The 20,189-nt window shown below is 46.7% G+C and carries 15 protein-coding genes; 10 read left to right on the top strand and 5 right to left on the bottom strand.

Annotated features, from left to right (window positions below; all coding sequences use genetic code 11):
• The first annotated feature begins 205 nt into the window (after window positions 1–205).
• Window positions 206–1,075, top strand: coding sequence for a peptidoglycan-binding domain-containing protein (locus tag BKB51_RS10590; protein WP_085901067.1), 870 nt, complete (start codon window positions 206–208; stop codon window positions 1,073–1,075).
• A gap of 59 nt (window positions 1,076–1,134) precedes the next feature.
• Here BKB51_RS10590 and BKB51_RS10585 read toward each other — a convergent pair whose 3' ends face one another.
• The 3 genes from BKB51_RS10585 to BKB51_RS10575 all read right to left on the bottom strand — a co-directional run bounded on the left by BKB51_RS10585 (window position 1,135) and on the right by BKB51_RS10575 (window position 5,694).
• Complete coding sequence (locus BKB51_RS10585; RefSeq protein ID WP_085901066.1) at window positions 1,135–2,067, bottom strand: 4-(cytidine 5'-diphospho)-2-C-methyl-D-erythritol kinase; 933 nt, start codon at window positions 2,065–2,067, stop codon at window positions 1,135–1,137.
• 18 nt (window positions 2,068–2,085) lie between these two features.
• Complete coding sequence (locus BKB51_RS10580; protein WP_125911821.1) at window positions 2,086–3,849, bottom strand: tetratricopeptide repeat protein; 1,764 nt, start codon at window positions 3,847–3,849, stop codon at window positions 2,086–2,088.
• 192 nt (window positions 3,850–4,041) lie between these two features.
• Complete coding sequence (locus BKB51_RS10575; RefSeq protein ID WP_085901064.1) at window positions 4,042–5,694, bottom strand: electron transfer flavoprotein-ubiquinone oxidoreductase; 1,653 nt, start codon at window positions 5,692–5,694, stop codon at window positions 4,042–4,044.
• 456 nt (window positions 5,695–6,150) lie between these two features.
• Here BKB51_RS10575 and BKB51_RS10570 point away from each other — a divergent pair, with 456 nt between their 5' ends.
• The 6 genes from BKB51_RS10570 (at window position 6,151) to BKB51_RS10545 (ending at window position 13,028) form a co-directional block, all read left to right on the top strand.
• Window positions 6,151–6,996 carry a uracil-DNA glycosylase gene (locus BKB51_RS10570; RefSeq protein WP_085901063.1) on the top strand — a complete coding sequence of 282 codons (846 nt, stop codon included), beginning with the start codon at window positions 6,151–6,153 and terminating at the stop codon, window positions 6,994–6,996.
• A gap of 262 nt (window positions 6,997–7,258) precedes the next feature.
• Complete coding sequence (locus BKB51_RS10565) at window positions 7,259–9,139, top strand: lytic transglycosylase domain-containing protein (protein WP_085901062.1); 1,881 nt, start codon at window positions 7,259–7,261, stop codon at window positions 9,137–9,139.
• Window positions 9,123–9,668, top strand: coding sequence for a molybdenum cofactor biosynthesis protein B (gene moaB / locus BKB51_RS10560; RefSeq protein ID WP_085901061.1), 546 nt, complete (start codon window positions 9,123–9,125; stop codon window positions 9,666–9,668). The genes BKB51_RS10565 and moaB overlap by 17 nt, the downstream gene beginning before the upstream one ends.
• Window positions 9,669–9,755: 87 nt before the next feature.
• Entirely contained in the window at window positions 9,756–11,198 is a 1,443-nt protein-coding gene (locus BKB51_RS10555; RefSeq protein WP_218044006.1) for a cation:proton antiporter, read from the top strand.
• 11 nt (window positions 11,199–11,209) lie between these two features.
• A complete protein-coding gene (locus BKB51_RS10550) occupies window positions 11,210–11,857 on the top strand; it encodes a ribonuclease HII (RefSeq protein WP_085901060.1) in 648 nt (215 codons plus the stop codon).
• Between the two features lie 142 nt (window positions 11,858–11,999).
• Complete coding sequence (locus tag BKB51_RS10545) at window positions 12,000–13,028, top strand: site-specific DNA-methyltransferase (protein WP_085901472.1); 1,029 nt, start codon at window positions 12,000–12,002, stop codon at window positions 13,026–13,028.
• A gap of 58 nt (window positions 13,029–13,086) precedes the next feature.
• Here BKB51_RS10545 and BKB51_RS10540 read toward each other — a convergent pair whose 3' ends face one another.
• Complete coding sequence (locus BKB51_RS10540; RefSeq protein ID WP_085901059.1) at window positions 13,087–13,605, bottom strand: ClbS/DfsB family four-helix bundle protein; 519 nt, start codon at window positions 13,603–13,605, stop codon at window positions 13,087–13,089.
• A 93-nt stretch (window positions 13,606–13,698) separates the two neighbouring features.
• Complete coding sequence (gene mutY / locus BKB51_RS10535) at window positions 13,699–14,766, bottom strand: A/G-specific adenine glycosylase (RefSeq protein WP_085901058.1); 1,068 nt, start codon at window positions 14,764–14,766, stop codon at window positions 13,699–13,701.
• A gap of 208 nt (window positions 14,767–14,974) precedes the next feature.
• Here mutY and BKB51_RS10530 point away from each other — a divergent pair, with 208 nt between their 5' ends.
• From BKB51_RS10530 to smc, 3 genes are all read left to right on the top strand, one after another.
• On the top strand, window positions 14,975–15,532 hold the full coding sequence (locus tag BKB51_RS10530) for a DUF721 domain-containing protein (RefSeq protein WP_085901057.1): 558 nt from the start codon (window positions 14,975–14,977) through the stop codon (window positions 15,530–15,532).
• Window positions 15,533–15,641: 109 nt separating this feature from the next.
• Window positions 15,642–16,259, top strand: a complete 618-nt coding sequence (locus tag BKB51_RS10525; RefSeq protein WP_085901056.1) for a DsbA family protein — start codon at window positions 15,642–15,644, stop codon at window positions 16,257–16,259.
• A gap of 221 nt (window positions 16,260–16,480) precedes the next feature.
• Window positions 16,481–19,954, top strand: a complete 3,474-nt coding sequence (gene smc, locus BKB51_RS10520; protein ID WP_158090207.1) for a chromosome segregation protein SMC — start codon at window positions 16,481–16,483, stop codon at window positions 19,952–19,954.
• Window positions 19,955–20,189 lie beyond the last annotated feature (235 nt).

Below are 20,189 nucleotides of genomic sequence, written 5' to 3'. Positions count from 1 at the left end.
CACATTTTTTTAATTATTTTTTTCACCTTTCTTTACGGATATTTACCTCTTTTAAACCTGAATGCTTTACCCCTTACCCTGATATTGATTATCCTTGTTTGAAATAACGAGGGGCGATCAAATAAAACATGCCAATTAAAGGCACCCACCCGGAGCAATTCTTGCTCTTAAAACGCCGAATCTAGAACACAGGGAACTGCAATTGATGAGCGACGATAAGCTTAAGTCTGAAGACGAAAAGCCAACCAGCCGCAAATCGCGCCAGCAGACGACACGCAAAACCACTGCGAAGAAATCTTCTGCCAAGGCAAAGCCTCAAGAAAAAAGCACGCCAGCTTCGACAAAGAAGCCTGCCGCAAAGAAAGCAGCCGGACCCAAGAAAACAACCGCTTCTGCAACACCTGCAGAGAAAGAAAAAACGACAGGTGATACAAAAAAGACAGGACCTGTTGCTAAAACAGTTACCGCAAAAGCAAAAAGAGTTGTGGAAAAGAGTAAATCTGAACCTGCAAACGGAACCTCAAAGGGTGCAACAAAAATAACTGTTGGCCCCGCATCTGGTTCGACAAAGGAAACGGAAGACAAAGTAACCAATAAAAAAGTAACACCATCCCAGTCTGATAAAAGTACAAGTAAGGCTAAAGGGCCTATCAAATCTCCAACCGCAGATCCCAAAGATGCGGTCGCACGACCCAAGAAGGGCTATTCACTCGCCAAGATGGTTACTGTCGCAGCTGTACTGTTCCTCGGAGTATTGGCTGTTTTCTTTGTCGGTAATGATTCGATTTTCACTGAAAACCCTGAAGAGACTCCGCCCCCCGTTGCACAGGCAAAAGATGAGCCAAACCCCAATGCTAGCTCGCCTTACGGCATGCGGGTTGAACAGTTGAAAGAAATTGAAGGGTTGCTTGCGAGCCTGAACTTTGATCCTGGACGGATCGACGGTGAGATTGATCACGAAGCTGTTGCTGCGATAAGTCTGTTTCAAGAAATCTCTGGACTTGAAGTCGATGGGAAACCGACGCCAGACTTACTAGCCGAACTAAAGGCCGTAGATGAAATGCTCAGTAACTAACCGAAAGATATACCCGAAAACATGACAAGGTTATCTTATCGCTAAAAAGAGCACCTTGTTTATAATGAATTCAATTCTGCTGGCTGGACCCACCAGTTTTTATTGTTTTGTTTAATCGCTGCAGCCGCCATCTTCGCAGCAACAATATCTTTATAGAGACCGTAGCAAGTTGCACCACTGCCGGACATCCCCGCAAACAGGCAATCCTGCTGATCCTCTAAAGCTTTGAGACTATCAGCAATTAGCGGCTCTAATCGTTTGGCCGGATTGGCCAAATCATTACCCGCAGCATTCAAATAATGAAGTAAGTCTGGTAAACTACAGACCTCTTCTGGTTCAATCACAGCCTGTGAAAATTGGCCATTCAACTCCTTAAAGATTTGCGGTGTAGATACAGGACATCCCGGATTAACAAGCACACAGAAAAAGCCCGGCAATTGAGGACCGGGCTTTAAGATCTCGCCCACGCCTTCCATCCACGAACACTTACCTCTTAAGCATACAGGAACATCCGCACCTATCTCCAGCGCCAGGTCATTCAAACTATCAACAAGTCTTTTAGGATCAATGTCCCATAGCCCCAGAAGCCCCCTGACAACTGCCGCCGCATCTGCCGAGCCGCCACCAATCCCAGAGGAGACAGGAAGATTCTTTTCTAACGTTATAGCTGCGCCTTTATCAACACCAAGGAGCTTCTGTAACTTACGCCCTGCTTTGATAACCAGATTATCTTCAGGATTGCTGGCCTTATGATTATTGCCCTTATAGTCACTTTTTCCCGGGAAACAACGAGGGAAACAACCAGACAAACAATCACCAAAAGGTCCTGTAACCTCTAAAGAGAAATCAGAAGAAGGTTCTATAAAAACCCGATCGCCAGCATTTGCGAAAACCACCAGGCTTTTCAATAGATGATAGCCATCATCTCGTTGCCCCGTTACCTGCAAAGATAGATTTATCTTTGCAGGGGCAAATTCGATAATCTGTTTCATCGAAACTGATCTATCCCATTAACTCTCAGAACGATCAGCCACAATGCCTTTATCGATCTTTGTTCGAATCAATTCGACCTGCTCTTCTTCCGGCTCGAAGCTAAGGGCACGCCGCCACTGGAAGCGCGCTTCATGTTTGCGCCCAACCTGCCAATAGGCATCCCCTAGATGATCATTAATCACAGGATCTTCTGCTTTTAGCTCAATGGCTTTTTCCAAGTACTTAACGGCTTCATCAAACTTGCCAAGACGGTAATATACCCACCCCAGACTATCGACCACATATCCATCGTCAGGGCGAAGCTCTACCGCTTTGATCAGCATTTGCTCTGCTTCTTCCAGGTTCTTTTCCAATTCAACCCAGGAATAAGCCAGATAATTCAAGACATGCGGTTGATCCGGCGACAGATCCAATGCCTTAAGAAAATCAGCTTCTGCTTTTGGCCATTTTTTAATGCGCTCATACGCAATGCCACGGAAATAGAACAGAGACCAATAGCGGCTGTTGTTTTCATCAATTCGGTTAATGGCTTCGCCATAGGCATCAGCAGCTTCTGCATACCTTTCTGATGCCCGTAACATATTACCTTTTCGAAGATGTGGCTCAAAGCGTTCCGGGCGAAGATCTTCTAGCTGTGCCAATGCAACCAGAGTTTCTTCTTCCAGTCCCAAAGCATCCAGCTCATCCGCAATCCTTAGTCCTATTGTCCAGGCATAAGGAGAATCCAGCGGGATCGTTTTATAAAGATCAATCGCAGCACGGCTACGCCCTTGTGTTTGCATGATCTCGCCCACAAGAATCTTTGCTTCTTCATAGTCCGGGCGTAGTTTTAAAGCCTGATTGGCATAAACAAGACCGGTATCATAAGCCTTCTCCTGCGCATGCAAGCTGGCAAACCCAAAGAGAATTTCAGCAAAGGCATCGCCAGGTTTAGAAATAATTCTCTGGAGTTCCTCGTCAGAATCCAGGCGAGTCAATGCATGGTTGGCAATCGCATTTTCCGGATCTTGCTCCAGATAGGTTTCAATCAATCCACGTGCAGCTTCTTTATCACCCTGCCGACTTAGGAAATCGGCAACAATGTTAACCTGCCGTAATGTTGGCTGCTCTGATGCCCCTAACAAGGCCAGATAATCTTTACGCGCATCATCAGGACGCCCGCCCAAATCCTTCAAAAGCGCGATTTGTATTCCATACAGAGACTGGAAACCTTCTTTCTTTGAAAGCGGCTCCAGATTCTCCAATGCTTTGTCCAAATCATCTTGTGCAAGATCTGTCCAAGCCGAGAACATTGGCTCTAGAATCGTATTGACCCCCACATTGGGCGTCGCCTCAATTCTTTCTCTTGCGGCTTCCCAGTCCTCACGTTCGACGGCATCGATCACAAGAACCAAATGTGCGAGAGATTGTTCTGGCGACACATCAAGCAGACGTTTTGCCAGATCCAGAGCTTGATCATCACGTCCGGTACTTGCTGTAAGCAAAAAGGAACGGGCAAGAAGCCGCGGATCTTCTGGTGATGCTTCTAATGCATGAAGCATAAGCTCGGTGGCAATCTCATAATCACGGTTATGACCAGCAACGATCCCTGCCAGATAGGTTCCCGACGCAGAGCTGTTGGCCCGCACAACCGGGTGCTCTGCACCAAGATCAGCATAACCTTGCTTGCCGTCGGAATCACTCTGGGCAGATGTACACGCGCCAAGAATAAGCGCCGTTCCCGCAGAGAAAATAAAGCGTTGTAAATATTGTTTTACGAACATAGAGCCATGGCGAGGCAAATCGTCCTCCTCTTCGCCAGACAAGAAATGACAGCAGTCTACCCCTCTAACTGCTTAACGCCAAGCATCTGCTGCACAATATAAAGTGACTACATAAAAAAACTGACCACCTTGTCTATAAAAGTGGTCAGTTTCTCTTAATTTAATGCGCCATTATACCGGAAAGAATCCGATACATTACGTATTTTGGTCTTACATATTTGGATAGTTCGGTCCACCAGCACCTTCTGGCGTTACCCAGTTAATATTCTGGGTCGGGTCTTTGATATCACAGGTTTTACAATGCACACAATTTTGCGCATTTATCTGCAGCTGTGGATTATTGCCATCATCATCCCGAACAATTTCATACACACCCGCCGGGCAAAATCTTTGTTCCGGTGCATCATAAATTGCCAAGTTGTGCGAAATCGGCACAGAAGCATCTTTTAACGTTAGATGGACAGGCTGATCTTCCTCGTGGTTTGTCCCAGATATAAAGACAGAAGAAAGACGATCAAACGAAAGCTTTCCGTCTGGTTTTGGATAGTCAATTTGTGGCATATCAGCCGCAGGCTTCAGGCATTCATGGTCATAATGTTTATGATTGAATGTCCAGGGTAGCTTGCCGCCAAAGACCTTGAGATCAATACCTGAATAGAGCATCGATCCCCACAAACCAAACTTGCTGAAAGCAGGTCGGAAATTTCGGGATGCATAAAGCTCTTCGTACACCCAAGACTTTTTGTATGCGTCCGGATAGGCAGAAAGAACAGGCGGTGTTTCCTCACCAGCTGTCACTGCATCAAAAGCAGCTTCAGCAGCAAGCATACCTGTCTTCATTGCATTATGACTTCCTTTGATTTTAGCAACATTCAGGAAACCAGCCGAACACCCGATCAAAGCACCACCCGGGAAAGCAAGATCCGGCACAGATTGCAGACCACCTTCATTCAAAGCGCGCGCGCCATATGAGATTCGCTTCCCACCCTCAAGCATCTCGGCAATAGCCGGGTGCATTTTGAAACGCTGAAACTCACCAAACGGGAACAAATGGGGATTCTCGTAATCCAAACCGACGACATAACCAACATAGGCTTGACCATTTTCGAGGTGATAAATGAACGAACCACCCCAAGTATCACTTTTCATTGGCCACCCGGCGGTATGAACAACCGTTCCGGGTTTATGCTTTGCCGGATCAAGCTCCCAAAGTTCTTTCATACCAATGCCGTAAGTCTGAGGATCGCAATTTTCTCTCAGATCAAACTTTTCCATCAAACCTTTGCTGAGGGAACCTCGGCATCCTTCCGCAAAGAAGGTATACTTACCATGCAGTTCCATACCCGGCATGTAAGAATCTTTTTGTTCGCCATCCTTGCTGATGCCCATATCGCCGGTCGCAACGCCTTTGACGCGGCCATCTTCATGATAAACCACTTCTGCAGCAGCAAAGCCGGGGTAAATTTCTACGCCGAGCTCTTCTGCGCGCTCACCAAGCCAGCGACAAAGATTGCCTAGGGAGATAACATAGTTACCATCGTTATGCATTTGGCTGGGCAGCAGGGCAACGGGAAGATTTACTGACCCTTTTTCACTGAGAAGCATAAACTTCTCGTCAGACACAGGAGCATTAAGCGGCGCGCCCTTATCTTTCCAATCGGGAATAAGCTCATCCAAAGCCCGGGGCTCAAACACAGCGCCAGAGAAAATATGCGCCCCAACTTCCGAGCCCTTTTCCAAAACACAGACCGAGACTTCTTTTCCCTGTTCAGCAGACAACTGACGCAGTTTAATTGCAGCGGACAAACCAGCAGGTCCTGCCCCGACAATAACAACGTCGTATTCCATAAATTCGCGTTCCATAGCCCTCTCTCCAATTCGAGCCGTGAGCTTTGCGGCTTATCTTGCCGCTTCCCCTCAATTTACAACAGGCCACATGATTCAACAAAATACCACAAATGACCACATTTTTTATTATTTAGCGATGAAGCTATCACTCGCACATAGTTTTCAACATCAATTTATAGATATTATCGCGCTGCAGCAATTTAACAATAACGACACAGAACAATCAAAAACCACGAAAAGGATTTGCAAAAATCCATAGGCCCTCCAAAAGTCATTCTCATTAATGCTCGCTGCGACGCCCTAAACAGCCAGCCTGTCGTCATAAGAAAAGTTACCCATTTTGCAAACATCAATGGATCAATCATGATCTTTGCTTTAAATAAAAATCAGTTTGGAAATAAAAACCAATCTGCATGCGTTATTTGTAATGCAACAGGCCGAAGATAAAATTAGGACACTTAGCAGAGAAACATGACTGCCGAAGACTGGACCCGTGACGAACTATTAGCTGCACTAACCTGGCAACTCGATGCCGGGGTCGATGAAGCTATTGGTGATATAGCTATTGATAGCTATGAACTCAGTCAGGGACAAATTAAGGCAGCGAAGCCCCCCCCAACATCTAGCTCTTCTTCTCACACCACAAAGCCCGGTGCCCAAGCCGCGCCACCTGCCCCACCAAAAGCAGTAGCAAATAAACGTGTCCTGCAATCGCTCCAAAAAACATTAAACGAAGCCCTGAAGCTCGCGAGTAGCGCCGAAAGCCTCGCCGGTCTGTCAACTGCACTTGCTTCTTTTGATGGCTGCTCGTTGAAAAAAACAGCAATAAATACAGTCTTTGACCAAACGCCATCCAAAGCAGATCTAATGATCATAATGGGCGCGCCCCGCGCCGACGAAGATCGCGAAGGCAAAACAGTTGCCGGATCCAACCGCAAACTTATGATTAATATGCTCAAATCGATCGGGCTGAATATAGAGGATGTTTATTTAAGTTCTTGCGTTTTTTGGCGTCCACCAGGTGACAAAAAGCCAACGACGAATGACCTTGCCTGTTGCAAACCTTTTATTGATCGCCAGATTGATCTTATTGCCCCCAAAGCACTCGTCCTTATGGGAGAGAGTACCTTGAGAGGCTTCATTGATCCCGATGCCAGTTTGCTCCGTCAAAGAGGAAAGTGGCTTGAGTACAGTACATCAACAGGTAATGCCATTCCAACCATTGCGACCTTTGCCCCCCACATGCTGCTCAACACACCTCGGCAAAAAGCTCTGGCATGGCAGGATTTACGTGAAATCAAATCCAAGCTTGTATAAATCACCTTAACTCCTTCTATACAGAGAGAAATTAAGCACAGCTTCTTCACGATTTCGTAAGAAGAACAGGTGTAATTAAAATTCTAGACAAATTTTTGACGCATTTAAGAGCTATTGCCCCGGAAGCTACAATTAACTATTTTCGATTATAGTTAACGGGGATATTACAAAGACGTAAAAAGTAGCTTTGCAGACTTAGTTACCTTACTTATCAGGGTTCGCTGGTCTTCTTGGGGTTTTACTGGGGGAATTTCATTTCGTTATGACGACATTTATGCGCGCACTTTTCGAAACAGCTAACCATCGTACCCAAGCAGCAAAGCTTTGCTGTTTGTTGTTATTACTTCCAGCCACAGCCCTTGCCTCCACCAAAGTTGACGATAAAGTCACTGGCCCTCAAACCCAGGCAGCACAAAATTTTATCATTCCAGAAATTCTCAGTGACGAGGATATAAAACTCTACACCAGAATATTTGCCCGACAAGAACAAGGTCGCTGGAAAGATGCTGACAAGCTCATCCCCAAGCTCGACAATAAAATATTACTGGGTCATGTTCAGGCACAAAGATATCTACACCCCACGGCCTACCGATCAAAATACAAAGAACTCAAAACGTGGCTCGCACAATACGCTGACCATCCTCAAGCTGATATCATCTACAAGCTAGCCCTGCAGAGACGTCCTAAAAATTACAATTACCCCCAGAAACCTGTCCGCTTTAAAAGCGCGCCATATCGCGCTTACGGGAAAAACTACAACTATCGTTCAAGTAAAAAACTATCCAAAGCAGATAAAACCCAAGCCAACCGTTTAAAAAGACAGCTTCGCCGTAATGTTCTGAATACACGCCTGTCAATTACCGAGGATGCTCTCAAATCAGCGAAAGCAAAACGGCTCCTTGACCCCATAGAAATCAATGAAACCTATGCACAACTGGCTGCCGCTTGGTATTATTATGGGAAAGATAAAAAAGCTTATCAACTGGCCAAGAAGGCGACCCAATCTAGAAAATATGTCCCTTCAGCAGATTGGATTGCAGGTCTCGCTGCATGGCGTCTAGACAAGACCAAAGAAGCCCGAGATCATTTCGCCCATCTCGCCAAAGCATCACGCAGTAATAGCTGGATGCGTTCATCGGGAGCCTATTGGGCCGCCCGTGCTAACCTAAAACTAAAACAGCCACAAGATGTCAGTAAATATCTCTATCAGGCCGCAGAATACCCACGAACATTTTACGGTATCCTTGCACGCAGAGCACTTGGTTTAGAGCTCGCGTTTGATTACCAATCACACCAGCTTAACGAAATTACAGCCAAAACATTACAGAGCCATGCACCAAGCAAAAGGGCACTAGCTCTAATTCAACTGGGACAAACAAAAGAGGCTAAGTCAGAATTAAGCCGCCTGATCGGCAGTATCGAAGGTAATGAAATACCCGCTTTCCTGCAGCTCACCGAACATACCGGCATGCCTGAGCTTGCGTTTCGTCTTGGCGCCAGATTGGCAGCCGAGGAAAAACAGGAAAAACAAAATCCCGCCGAAAACAGGGGCGTTATAGATGCAGCCCTGTATCCAATCCCGAAATGGGAACCAGAAGGTGGGTTTGAAATAGACCGCGCCCTTGTTTTTGCCTTCATGCGCCAGGAATCATCGTTTAATCCCAACGCAAAAAGCCCTGATGGTGCCCGCGGTCTGTTGCAGTTAATGCCTCAAACAGCAAGCTACATATCCCAAGGGCAAAGCTTCCGTGGTAAAACACGGAACCAACTGTTCGATCCTTCTCTAAATCTGGCCTTGGGTCAAAAGTATTTAGGCTATCTACTTAACCACAACTATGTTGAGGGTGATCTCTTTAAATTAGCCACAGCCTATAACGGAGGCCCAGGAAACCTGGGTAAATGGGAACGGAAGATCACCTATAACGATGACCCCTTGCTTTTTATCGAAAGCCTTCCTTCACACGAAACTCGACTGTTTATAGAACGCGTCTTGACGAATCTCTGGATTTATCGCGCAAGACTGGATCAATATTCTCCTTCACTGGACACCCTTGCCGCAGGTCAATGGCCCAGATATGAAGCACAGGACCCGTACAACAAAAACTCTGAATCGGATGTAGCAGAGAATGCCAAAGCTAGATGAAACCCGCCCGTTTCTGCCCGTTAACATTGCAGTAATAACCATCTCAGATTCCCGGACAGAAGCTGATGACAGATCAGGCGATATTCTGGAAAAGATGATTAAGGAAGACGGACATAATGTTTCTGCGCGGTCCATCATCAAAGATGATATCGCTGCCATTACATCACAGCTTCAAAATCACATTAATAATCCAGAAATAGATGTTGTCATCACAACAGGCGGCACAGGTGTAACGGGTAGAGATACGACCCCGGAAGCCTTCAAAGAAGTCATGGAAAAAGAAATTGAAGGCTTTGGCGAACTGTTCCGCTGGATCAGCTATAGCAAAATCGGCACCTCGACAATGCAAAGTAGAGCTATTGGTGGCGTAGCAAAAGGCACATACCTTTTTGCCCTACCCGGATCACCTTCAGCCTGCAAAGACGGCTGGGGAGAAATCCTGCGCTCCCAACTGGATAACCGTCACCGCCCCTGTAACTTGGTTGAATTGATGCCTCGCCTGCAAGAGCACTTGCCCTCAAACAGCTAATCAGCATTAAATCCAATTAATCAAAATCGTGTGCTAAGTTAGGGTCACCCCTCAACCGCCCGAAACAAAAGAGTACATCAAAGCATAATGGAACATCACAGCGGTAGTTTAACAGGCCTCGCGATCGTCGTTGTTGCAGCGCTAGCTTGCGGCATTGCCATGCGAAAATTCAAACAACCACCTGTACTCGGTTATATTCTGGCTGGTGTATTCTTAGGCCCCTCAGGTCTCGCCCTTGTTGAAGACAGAGACAACATTTCCACCTTGGCGGAACTCGGTGTGTTGATGTTGCTCTTTGTCATCGGCATGAACCTGTCCCTGCGCGGTATAAAAGAAGTATGGCAAGTCGCTGTAATCACCACTGCGGCACAAATTGGTGTTGGTGTAGGCGGCATGTGGCTGCTGGGTCAATTTATGGGCTGGAGTTTTGAGCTAATCCTTTTCTTCGGATTTGTTTTTGCCCTCTCAAGTACAGCCGTCGCCGTCAAGATGCTGCAGGAAATCAATGAATACGGAACCCGCATTGGACAGGTAACCATCGGCATTCTCATTGCACAGGACCTTGCCGTGGTTCCCATGATGCTTTTTGTGAGCTCCTTTGGTTCAGAAGGCGGCATTGGCACATCAGCCTTTATAAAAGTAGGCATTTCTATAGGTATTCTCATTCTCCTGTTTATCTTCTTAAGCAAAAAACGTGGGTTGCAAATCCCCTTTGCCCGATCCATTGGCGACAACGAAGACCTCACCCCACTGGCTGGAATGGCATTCTGCTTTGGCGCGTCTGCCTTTTCTGGTTTGATTGGGCTATCTGCGGCATACGGTGCATTTTTAGCCGGACTTATACTGGGAAATTCCGCCAGTCAAAAAGTTATGTCCCGACAGGTGGCACCGATTCAAAGTATCTTGTTAATGGTGTTTTTCCTGTCCATCGGCATGCTTCTGGACGCCCAGTACATATGGGACAATCTCGGACTTGTGTTCTTCTTGGTCCTTTTTGTTGCGCTCTTTAAAACCGCGCTCAACATTACTCTGATCAGGTTCCTCGGCGAGACCTGGCCGCGTGCTTTCCTGTCAGGTTCTATTCTTGCGCAACTTGGAGAGTTCTCATTCATTCTTGCTGCACTTGGTGTTGGCGCAGGTGTCCTGGATGATGAAAATTATCGGCTTGTTGTATCCGTTACCGTAATATCGCTCTTTACCAGTCCTTTTTGGCTTTTTACCGCCAGAAGATTGCACCAGATTGCTCAGCTTGGAATCACTTCTGGTGCCGAAACTATGCGCCTGACCTACGGCCCGGAAGTCGGCGCTATTATGCGTACATCCAGTCTTGTGGAAAAAATCCTGGCAAGAGCAGGACAAAGCGTCTTGTTAAAATGGTCTCCTAAACTTCAGGAACGCTTACTTCGCCCACAAGCCAAAGCTGATATTGATACCCCAGATCCAGCCCAAGATTCGGAAAGTACTTCAACCTCCATCAAAAGTGAAACTGAAGTAGATAACGACGAGAAACCGACAGAAACCAAAAGCTGATACACAAACAAATGCCTGACTTTTCAAGAGAACAAGAGCTTGATCATGACCTCGGGATTAACAACGCCGTAGTTGTCGGCGTTGACGAAGTCGGGCGCGGTCCATGGGCCGGGCCCGTCGTTGCCGGGGCAGCATGGCTTGATCGCGAGAAATTACCACAAAACCTGATCACAAAGCTCGATGATTCCAAAAAGCTTTCAATCAAAAAACGAGAAGATATAAACGATGAGCTTTATGATTTGCATCAACAAGGCGTTATTAATCTCGCCCTAGGCGAAGCCAGCTGTGAAGAGATCGACGAACTGAATATTCTTCAGGCATCCATGCTGGCTATGCAACGTGCAGTCTCTAACCTATCTATCACTCCTCAGGCCATTTTGATTGATGGCAACAAGATCCCCAAGCTCCCTTACCCGGCAAAAGCAGTGATAAAAGGGGATAGCATCAGCCTGTCTATCGCAGCAGCCTCTATCATTGCAAAAGTGAATCGGGATCATCAGATGTTTGAACTATCGATTCAATTCCCGGGTTACGGTTGGGAAAAAAATCAGGGCTACGGAACCGCCCAACACAGGGCCGCACTACTAGATCTTGGGGTTACCCCGGCACACCGCCGCACATTTCGTCCAATAAGAGAACGACTCGAGCTAAACGACTGACTCCAATGACTCTTTACTTGACTCTTCGCGTAAAAAATACTTGACCGCGACTCCACAGTGACTCAAGATAGGGGACTCGAGTCAAGAGGAGTCTGCTTTAGTGAAGAAGAATGTTGTCCATCTCGGTGAGTGCGTCGAGATCATGAACAGCTTACCTGAAAAGTCTGTTGATGTGATCTTTGCGGATCCACCGTATAACCTGCAATTAGCGGGTGAACTTACGCGTCCGGACAACTCCAAAGTTGATGCCGTCAACAATGACTGGGACAAGTTCGATAGCTTCCGCGCCTATGACGAGTTCACCTGGAATTGGCTCAAAGCTGCGCGTCGTGTTCTAAAAGAAAACGGAACGCTGTGGGTTATTGGCAGTTACCACAATATATACCGTGTTGGCGCTCTCCTCCAGAATCTCGATTACTGGATGCTAAACGATGTGATTTGGCGTAAGTCGAACCCAATGCCGAACTTTCGTGGCAGACGTTTTACCAACGCGCACGAAACAATGATCTGGGTCGCCAAGAACAAAAGTTCAAAATACACCTTCAATTATGAATCCATGAAGGCATTGAACGATGACATTCAAATGCGCAGCGACTGGCTATTGCCAATCTGTAATGGCGGTGAACGCTTAAAAAATAGCGACGGTGATAAAGCACACCCTACTCAGAAGCCGGAATCCCTACTACATCGCGTTATCTTGTCCTCGACAAAACCCGGTGATGTAATCCTCGACCCCTTTTTTGGCACAGGCACAACGGGGGCTGTTGCAAAGAAACTCGGCAGACACTTCTTGGGGATCGAACAAGACCCGGAATACGTCAAAATCGCCAAGAAACGCATTTCGCAGGTTAAACAACTGGACGACATCAACCTTGTCTCGATAGAACAAAAACGCGAACAGCCCCGCATTCCTTTTGGAACGCTTATTGAGCGTGGCTTACTTGAGCCAGGCACGACGCTTTACGGCCCCAAGAAGAAATACTCCGCAAAAGTACGCGCCGACGGCAGCCTGATATCAAATGAATTCCAAGGCTCGATCCATAAAGTGGGCGCTATGGTACAGGGCGCATCAGCGTGTAACGGCTGGACCTACTGGCACATGGACGCAGAAGGTCGAGAGGTTTGCATTGACGTCCTCCGCCAACAAGTACGCGCCGAAATGACAAACTAAAGCTCTTATTTCTTTAGACAGTGTCAATGGTATGCCTGCATTAATATGATCACAGGGATCATTTGGGTGCAGGCATATTTTCTTTGCGCCACCTTTGTACTCGCAGCCTGGCATTATTATAGGGTGAAGACGTGTTCAATTGTATCATACGCCCCATTGTCCATTTTTCGTACCAGGGACAGCCGTACAATTCTTCATCAGCCCTTCCTTGAACACTGTTAACGATTTGCTCTTTTACCTTGCCAAGTTCTTCTAAAAGCAACGGGTATGTCAGGTCTTCATAGTCGATATAAAATTTTTCGGCCAACTTGCCCAGCTCATTCCACTTATATCCGGTTTCCGGGAAATCAATTTCTTGCCCAGCATCAAATCGTGATAACCATTTCAAAATAAGTTCATTCCACCCCACAAGATACGACACAAGATTAGCCACACTCATCTTCGTATTTTTTCGATGACCATCGAGTGTTTTTTCATAGACAAGATCCAGAGGAATCTGTGACAGAGCCTTATCTAACTTTGCATGGTTATTATGAATCGCTACGATCAGCTCTTCCTTGCATTGCGGAATAGCCATAATCTACCTTCTATAATTACAAGATTACGCAAATCCAGAGAAAGATAATCTTTAGAATATCCATCCCATCACCATTATTAATCATTAATTCCTCTACATATAATCAGCATGACGAAGGATTTTTTTCATCACCGTCGGCAGGGCTAGTGCAGCAAAATCTGATTTATGTGCCCATTTTCCCTGCACAGCCTCAGCCACCTCATCTAAGTTTTGAGATCGCTTTGCGGTCAGAACAGTGATCTCGAAATGAAAATGTGTGAAGGTATGCTTCACAATACCATCTAGCTCCGTCCATTGTGCCAATTGATCGAACTCAGGATTTCGCTCTGCGTCCCCCCGCTCTATCCAGTCCCCTGTTGGTACTTCTGTCATTCCGCCCAGCAACCCCTTTTCAGGTCTCCGCCTTAATAGGGCCCCCTTCTCTTCTGATAACAAAAGATAGGCATAGGCACGACGGGTAGGCTTTTCTTTTTTGGGCGCTTTCTTGGGTAAAGCTTCTGCAATTCCGGACTTTCTCGCCAGACAAGCAGCTTGAATTGGGCAAATCACACATCCCGGCGATCTCGGCGTACATATAGTTGCCCCCAAATCCATCATTGCCTGCGCATAGTCTCCAGCTCGCTTATTCGGCGTCTGCTGCTGAGCACATTTTTTCATCTCGGGCTTAACAGCCGGCAAAGGATCTTCAAGCGCATAGTATCGGGCAATCACACGCTCAACATTACCATCAACAACTGCAGCCGGGCGATCAAAGGCAATCGCCGCAATTGCAGCCGCAGTATAAGGGCCAACACCAGGGAGTTTTAATAATTCCACTTCTGTATTGGGGAAAACGCCATCCAATTCCTCTGCAACAACCTTGGCGCACTTGTGCAAATTACGCGCTCTTGCGTAATACCCAAGGCCAGCCCAGGCGCTAAGCACATTGTCCAACTCTTCTCTGGCCAAATCCTGAACCGTCGGCCAGGAAGTCAGAAACTTTTCATAATAGCCCTTAACAGTCGCAACCGTTGTCTGCTGGAGCATTATTTCACTCAGCCACACACGATAAGGATCTGCAAAAAGTATTTCAGGATTGTCACGTTTCTGTCGTGGTGACAGACGCCATGGTAGCTCACGGGCATGCCTATCGTACCAAGGCAAGAGTTCTTCTGCGATCATTTGAACCAAAAAAGTAACCTGTATTCACTTATCTCAGCCTAGGAAATATGCCCCAAACCGCTTTTACGCCTTAAATTCACGAATCGGTTCTGTTTTTACCCGATCTCTGCGCTATACTCCTTCCCAACCACGATTAGATCAACTAAAGAAGAGCGTAATAATAATAGAAAACACGACAAACTCGGTGATCAAGGCACTCTGACCATCAATGGTAAAAACAACCAAGCCTAAAAAAGCAAAAAGCGCGCAAAAAAAAGAAACCAAGATTCCAGAGGTTTCAAGCCGTCGGCGTAAATCCATGCAGCCGATCGCAGCAACGCTACCCAAGCTTACAAAAAGAATTACCGGCAAGCGTGGTTTTGCAGAAGCTGGCCTCATTGAAGACTGGGCCATGATTGTCGGCAAAGAGCTGGCGGACCAATGCCTGCCCGTAAAATTACGTTACCCCAGTCAAGGCATCAGAAACGATGGCACTCTTCTCATTAAGGCTGACCCAGCTTTTGCACTTGCAATCCAACAGCAAACACCCCAGGTCATCGAACGCGTCAACAGTCACTTTGGCTACCGCGCAATTGCGCGCATATCCCTTCAACAGGGACCTTTGTATAAACCTGAAAAAAAACAAGCACCAGAACTCCCCAAGCTCACCACCAAAGAACAACAGGATATAAAAAGCGAGTTCTCTAATGTAGAAAATGAAGCCTTGCGAACATCCCTGGAACGATTGGCGGCGACAACCCGCGCCAAAAACAAGATCAACAAATAGTGAACGAGGCACATTGCCCTATTGCCGCCATAGTTGTCTCTAGACTAGGGTAAGAACAAATTTATATAGATTTCTACTCAGACTTCGCAGTTCAGGAACATTACAGACAATGAACAGACGGCTTTTTATCCGCAACGCAGCGGCCTTTGCATTCAGCTTTCCGCTGGCCGCTTCCCTCACCAATATTTCATCAGCCCAAGCCGCTGGCGAAGTGACAGAAAATGACCGTATTCTCGGCGATAAGAATGCGCCCGTTACACTGATTGAATATGCGTCACTGACTTGCCCGCACTGCGCTACTTTCCATACCGAAACGATGCCCGACATCAAAAAGAACTGGATAGATACAGGAAAAGCGCGACTGGTTTATCGTCACATGCCGTTGGATGGTGTCGCCTTGCGCGGGGCAGCCGTTGCCGAATGCCTAGAAGGTGATCGATACTTCTCTTTCCTCGATTTACTGTTTCAGCAACAACAGACTTGGGCCTTCGACGGCGCTGCAAAAGAAGGTCTCCAAAAAATGGCTCTTCTTGCAGGCATGAGCAAAGAGCGTTTCGAAGAATGTTTTAATGACGAAGCAACGTTGCGCCGCATTGTGACACAGGCACAAGAAGGCAAAACATCTTTTGGTATTAACTCAACGCCAAGCTTTGTCATCAACGGTGAAGTCTTTGCTGGCGGACGCGATTACGATGCTATGAATGACCTTCTGGAAGACGCTTCCTAATAAACAGAAATCCCATTTCAAACACGCAAAGGCCTCATGTTCATCATGGGGCCTTTTTTGCACCCCTAATCCGAGACTGTTGCAGAAGATTGTTGATAGCGTTACAGTTTTCAGCATGACAACCGAAAAAACGGTGCTTACTCAAGGCTTCAGAATATCTGCCTCAATGATAAAACTGACCTTGTGGGGGGGCAATAAACCATATCAGGGATTCGCAATCGTTGGTTCAGTTTAACAAACTACGACTCAGCGGCTTTAAGTCCTTTGTTGATCAGACAGAGCTACTGATCTCGTCCGGCATGACCGGGATTGTTGGCCCCAACGGGTGCGGAAAGTCAAACCTCGTCGAAGCCCTGCGCTGGGTTATGGGTGAAACATCAGCCAAACGCATGCGCGGCAGCGAAATGGATGATGTTATCTTCGCCGGATCTGCCACGCGCCCCGCAAGAAATATCGCTGAAGTATCACTATTACTGGACAATCGAGACAGAACAGCCCCAGCCGCTTTTAACGAATACGATGATATCGAAGTGGTTCGCCGAATATCCCGGGGGAGCGGTTCCAATTACAAGGTAAATGGCAAGGATGTCCGCGCCCGTGATGTTCAACTTTTGTTTGCTGACGCGGCAAGCGGATCACAATCAACAGCTTTGGTCAGCCAAGGCCGAATTGGCGAAATCATCAACGCCAAGCCCACAAGTAGACGTGGTCTACTGGAGGAAGCAGCTGGCATAACCGGGCTACATTCTCGCCGACACGAGGCAGAGCTGCGATTGAGAGCAGCCGAAACAAACCTAGAACGCCTCGAAGATGTCATCACAACACTGGATACACAGCTACAGGGCTTAAAAAAACAGGCCCGACAAGCAAATCGCTACAGAAATCTTGCCCAACTTATTCGGCAACACGAAGCAATTCTTCTGCATTACGAATCAGTCGATGCAAAAAAAGCGCAAGGCGATGCCCTTGATACCTTAAAAGCAGCCCAGAAAGACGTTTCTGAAAAAACAACAATCACGGCACAAAAATCTCGTATCCAAGTCGATATCGCCGCCAGTTTACCCGCCTTGCGAGAAGCAGAAACATCACAGTCTTCAAGACATCAAAGATTACTGATTAATCAGGAAACGCTTGAAAGAGAAGAAGAGCAAGCAATTGATGCCCTCAACAAATCGACAGAACTCCTGTCGCAACTCAAGAAAGACAGAGAACGGGCAACAAACATCAACGCCGATGCGTTAGAGGCTGAAGAGCGGCTAAAACAAGAAAAAGCTGATATTGAAGAGAAAAACAAGTCAGTACATACAGATCAACAAGATTTGGAAAGTGAATGCAAGAGACATGCACAAACTATTTCAGAAATTGATCGCTCCATTTCTAAAATCAACAGTCAAATCGCAGCCAATGAAGCACAATCGACGGCCCTGAAAAGACGTCAAAACGAACTGAAAGACCAGATAAACCGTCAATCGTCACAACTGCGCCAGCAAGAATCCCAACACAAGCATCTCGTCTCACAGCAAGAAAGTCGCGCAAATCTTATCGAAGCAGAACGTGATCTGGAAACTGCCGAACAGAAGCTTAATCAAGCCAAAGAAACATCGGATAAACATGAAAAGGATGTTCAAGACAAACGTCAGGCGGAAGAACAAGCTCGTGATGCAAATCAGGACAGCCAAAGCGAACTCAATCAAATCTCTGCCGAAATTCGTGCTCTGAATGAATTGTTACGAGGCACGTCATCTTCCGCTTCACACCCAATTCTGGACGAACTCTCGGTCAAACCCGGCTATGAAAAAGCTTTAGGTGCAGCCCTGGGCGAAGACTTGAACGCAGGATCAGAAGAAGAAGCTGTTGCCCACTGGCACGACATCCCTATGCGAACAAACCTTCCATCACTACCAAAAGAGATCGTGCCTCTTCTCAATTTTGTGCAGTCGCCAGATCGACTTCATGCCCGGCTGTCACAGATAGGCATTGTTGAAACACACAGTATTGATGAAGACCTCTATAGCCAATTGGCTCCGGGTCAAAGGCTGGTATCAAAAGAAGGGACCCTCTGGCGATGGGATGGACTAACCGTCAGAGATGATGCCCCCTCAACTGCAGCTGTAAGACTGGAATATAAAAACCGTCTGAAAGGGCTCGAGAAAGAAAAGACCAGAATTGAAGCACACAGTATAAAAGCGAAAGAGCATTTCATCGCTGCAAAGCAAGCACTTGATAAAAGTCTAGAGGATGAAAAGCTTGCCCGACAAGCCCTGAACAATGCTCATAACAAAGTGTCGACAGCCAATAACCATCATACAACATTGGCTCAAAAGCACGCAAAGCTCGCATCCCAACTGTCCGCCGTAGAGGAAAACTTACAGCGTCTAATTCGTGAGAATCTGGAAACTAATGAACAGCAGAAAGCAATTATCGCTGAAATTGAAGCGCTACCAGATCAAAAACAGGAAAAAGAACAACTTGCCGAATTGCAAAGAAAGCTCTCGACAGAAAGAAATCTCCTTGGATCCCAGCGCGGAAAGCTGGAACAGATCAAACGTGACATTACAACCCGACGTGAGCGACTTGTCAGTATAGATAATGAATTGAGCTCTTGGTCCCGCCGGACAAAAGAAGCCAAACAATATCTGAGTGAAATTGATGTCCGGATAAAACGTACAGAGGCAGAAATAGAAGTTTGGAAAACCAAACCTGAAGAAATCAAAAGACAGAAAGAAGCACTGGCCACTGTAATTACCCAATCAGAAGCAGAAAGAAATAAAGCATCTGAAAACTTACGATCTGCTGAGCTTGAACAAGCCGAAGCAGACAGACAATTGAGAGAATCGGAACAGCTTCTTGCTCAGGCTCGAGAAGCAATGATACGTGCAGAATCTACAGTTGAACAAAACAAACAGGCCATGGCGATTTTAATCGATCGCGTTAGAGAGCGTTTGGGATGTTCATTGGAGAAGGCCCTCTCCATCGCTGATATTCAAATCGGTGAAGATCTTCCGCCTCGGGATGATGTCACCCGCAAACATGACCGCCTCACGAATGAACGCAATAACATGGGCCCTGTTAATCTTCGCGCTGAGCAGGAAGCAGAAGAACTGGACCAACAAATCAAAGGTATGCTGAACGACAAAGAAGACCTTTTGCTTGCGATAGGAAAGTTAAGACAGGGTATCGCCAATCTAAACAAAGAAGGGCGCGAACGACTTCTCAAGGCCTTTGACCTAGTGAACGCGCATTTCTCTGATCTATTTGTCAGGCTTTTTGGGGGCGGTCGCGCGCACCTTACGCTGACCGAAGCAGAAGATCCTTTGCAGGCAGGTCTGGAAATTATGGCCAGTCCTCCCGGAAAGCGTTTGCAAGTCATGTCACTGTTGTCCGGTGGCGAACAAGCTCTGACAGCTTTATCCCTTCTGTTTGCTGTTTTCCTCACCAATCCTGCCCCCATTTGCGTTCTGGATGAGGTTGATGCGCCGCTTGATGATGCTAACGTCGACCGTTTTTGCAAATTGGTTGAAGAGCTTGTTCACAGTACATCAACCCGCTTCTTGATCATTTCGCACCACCGTATGACCATGGCGCGGGTACGGCGCCTGTTTGGTGTCACGATGAGTGAGCGAGGCGTTAGCCAACTCGTTTCCGTCAACCTTGAAGCCGCAGATGACTTGATGGAAAAGAAGCAACAAAGTTAATACTGATACCTCCGCTGTTTTCTCTACTGTGCTCTTTCGCGTTGCACAATAAAGCACTTCTCTTTCAAAACCTTATAGCGGACAGAAAGGTAACAAAAACCTTGATCCATTTAGCTCTGAGGGGATATGAAGAAGACCCCATAGGAATTAGGTCAAAATCAAGGCTGATTCTTTCTTGACATAACTATGATGCTCCACGTATGTTGCGCCCGCGTTTAACAGGTGCTACTTCAGC

Origin of the sequence: Kiloniella majae (genome assembly GCF_002118315.1) — a bacterium.
Classification (GTDB): domain Bacteria; phylum Pseudomonadota; class Alphaproteobacteria; order Kiloniellales; family Kiloniellaceae; genus Kiloniella; species Kiloniella majae.
This window is presented reverse-complemented; position numbering and strand designations above follow the sequence as displayed.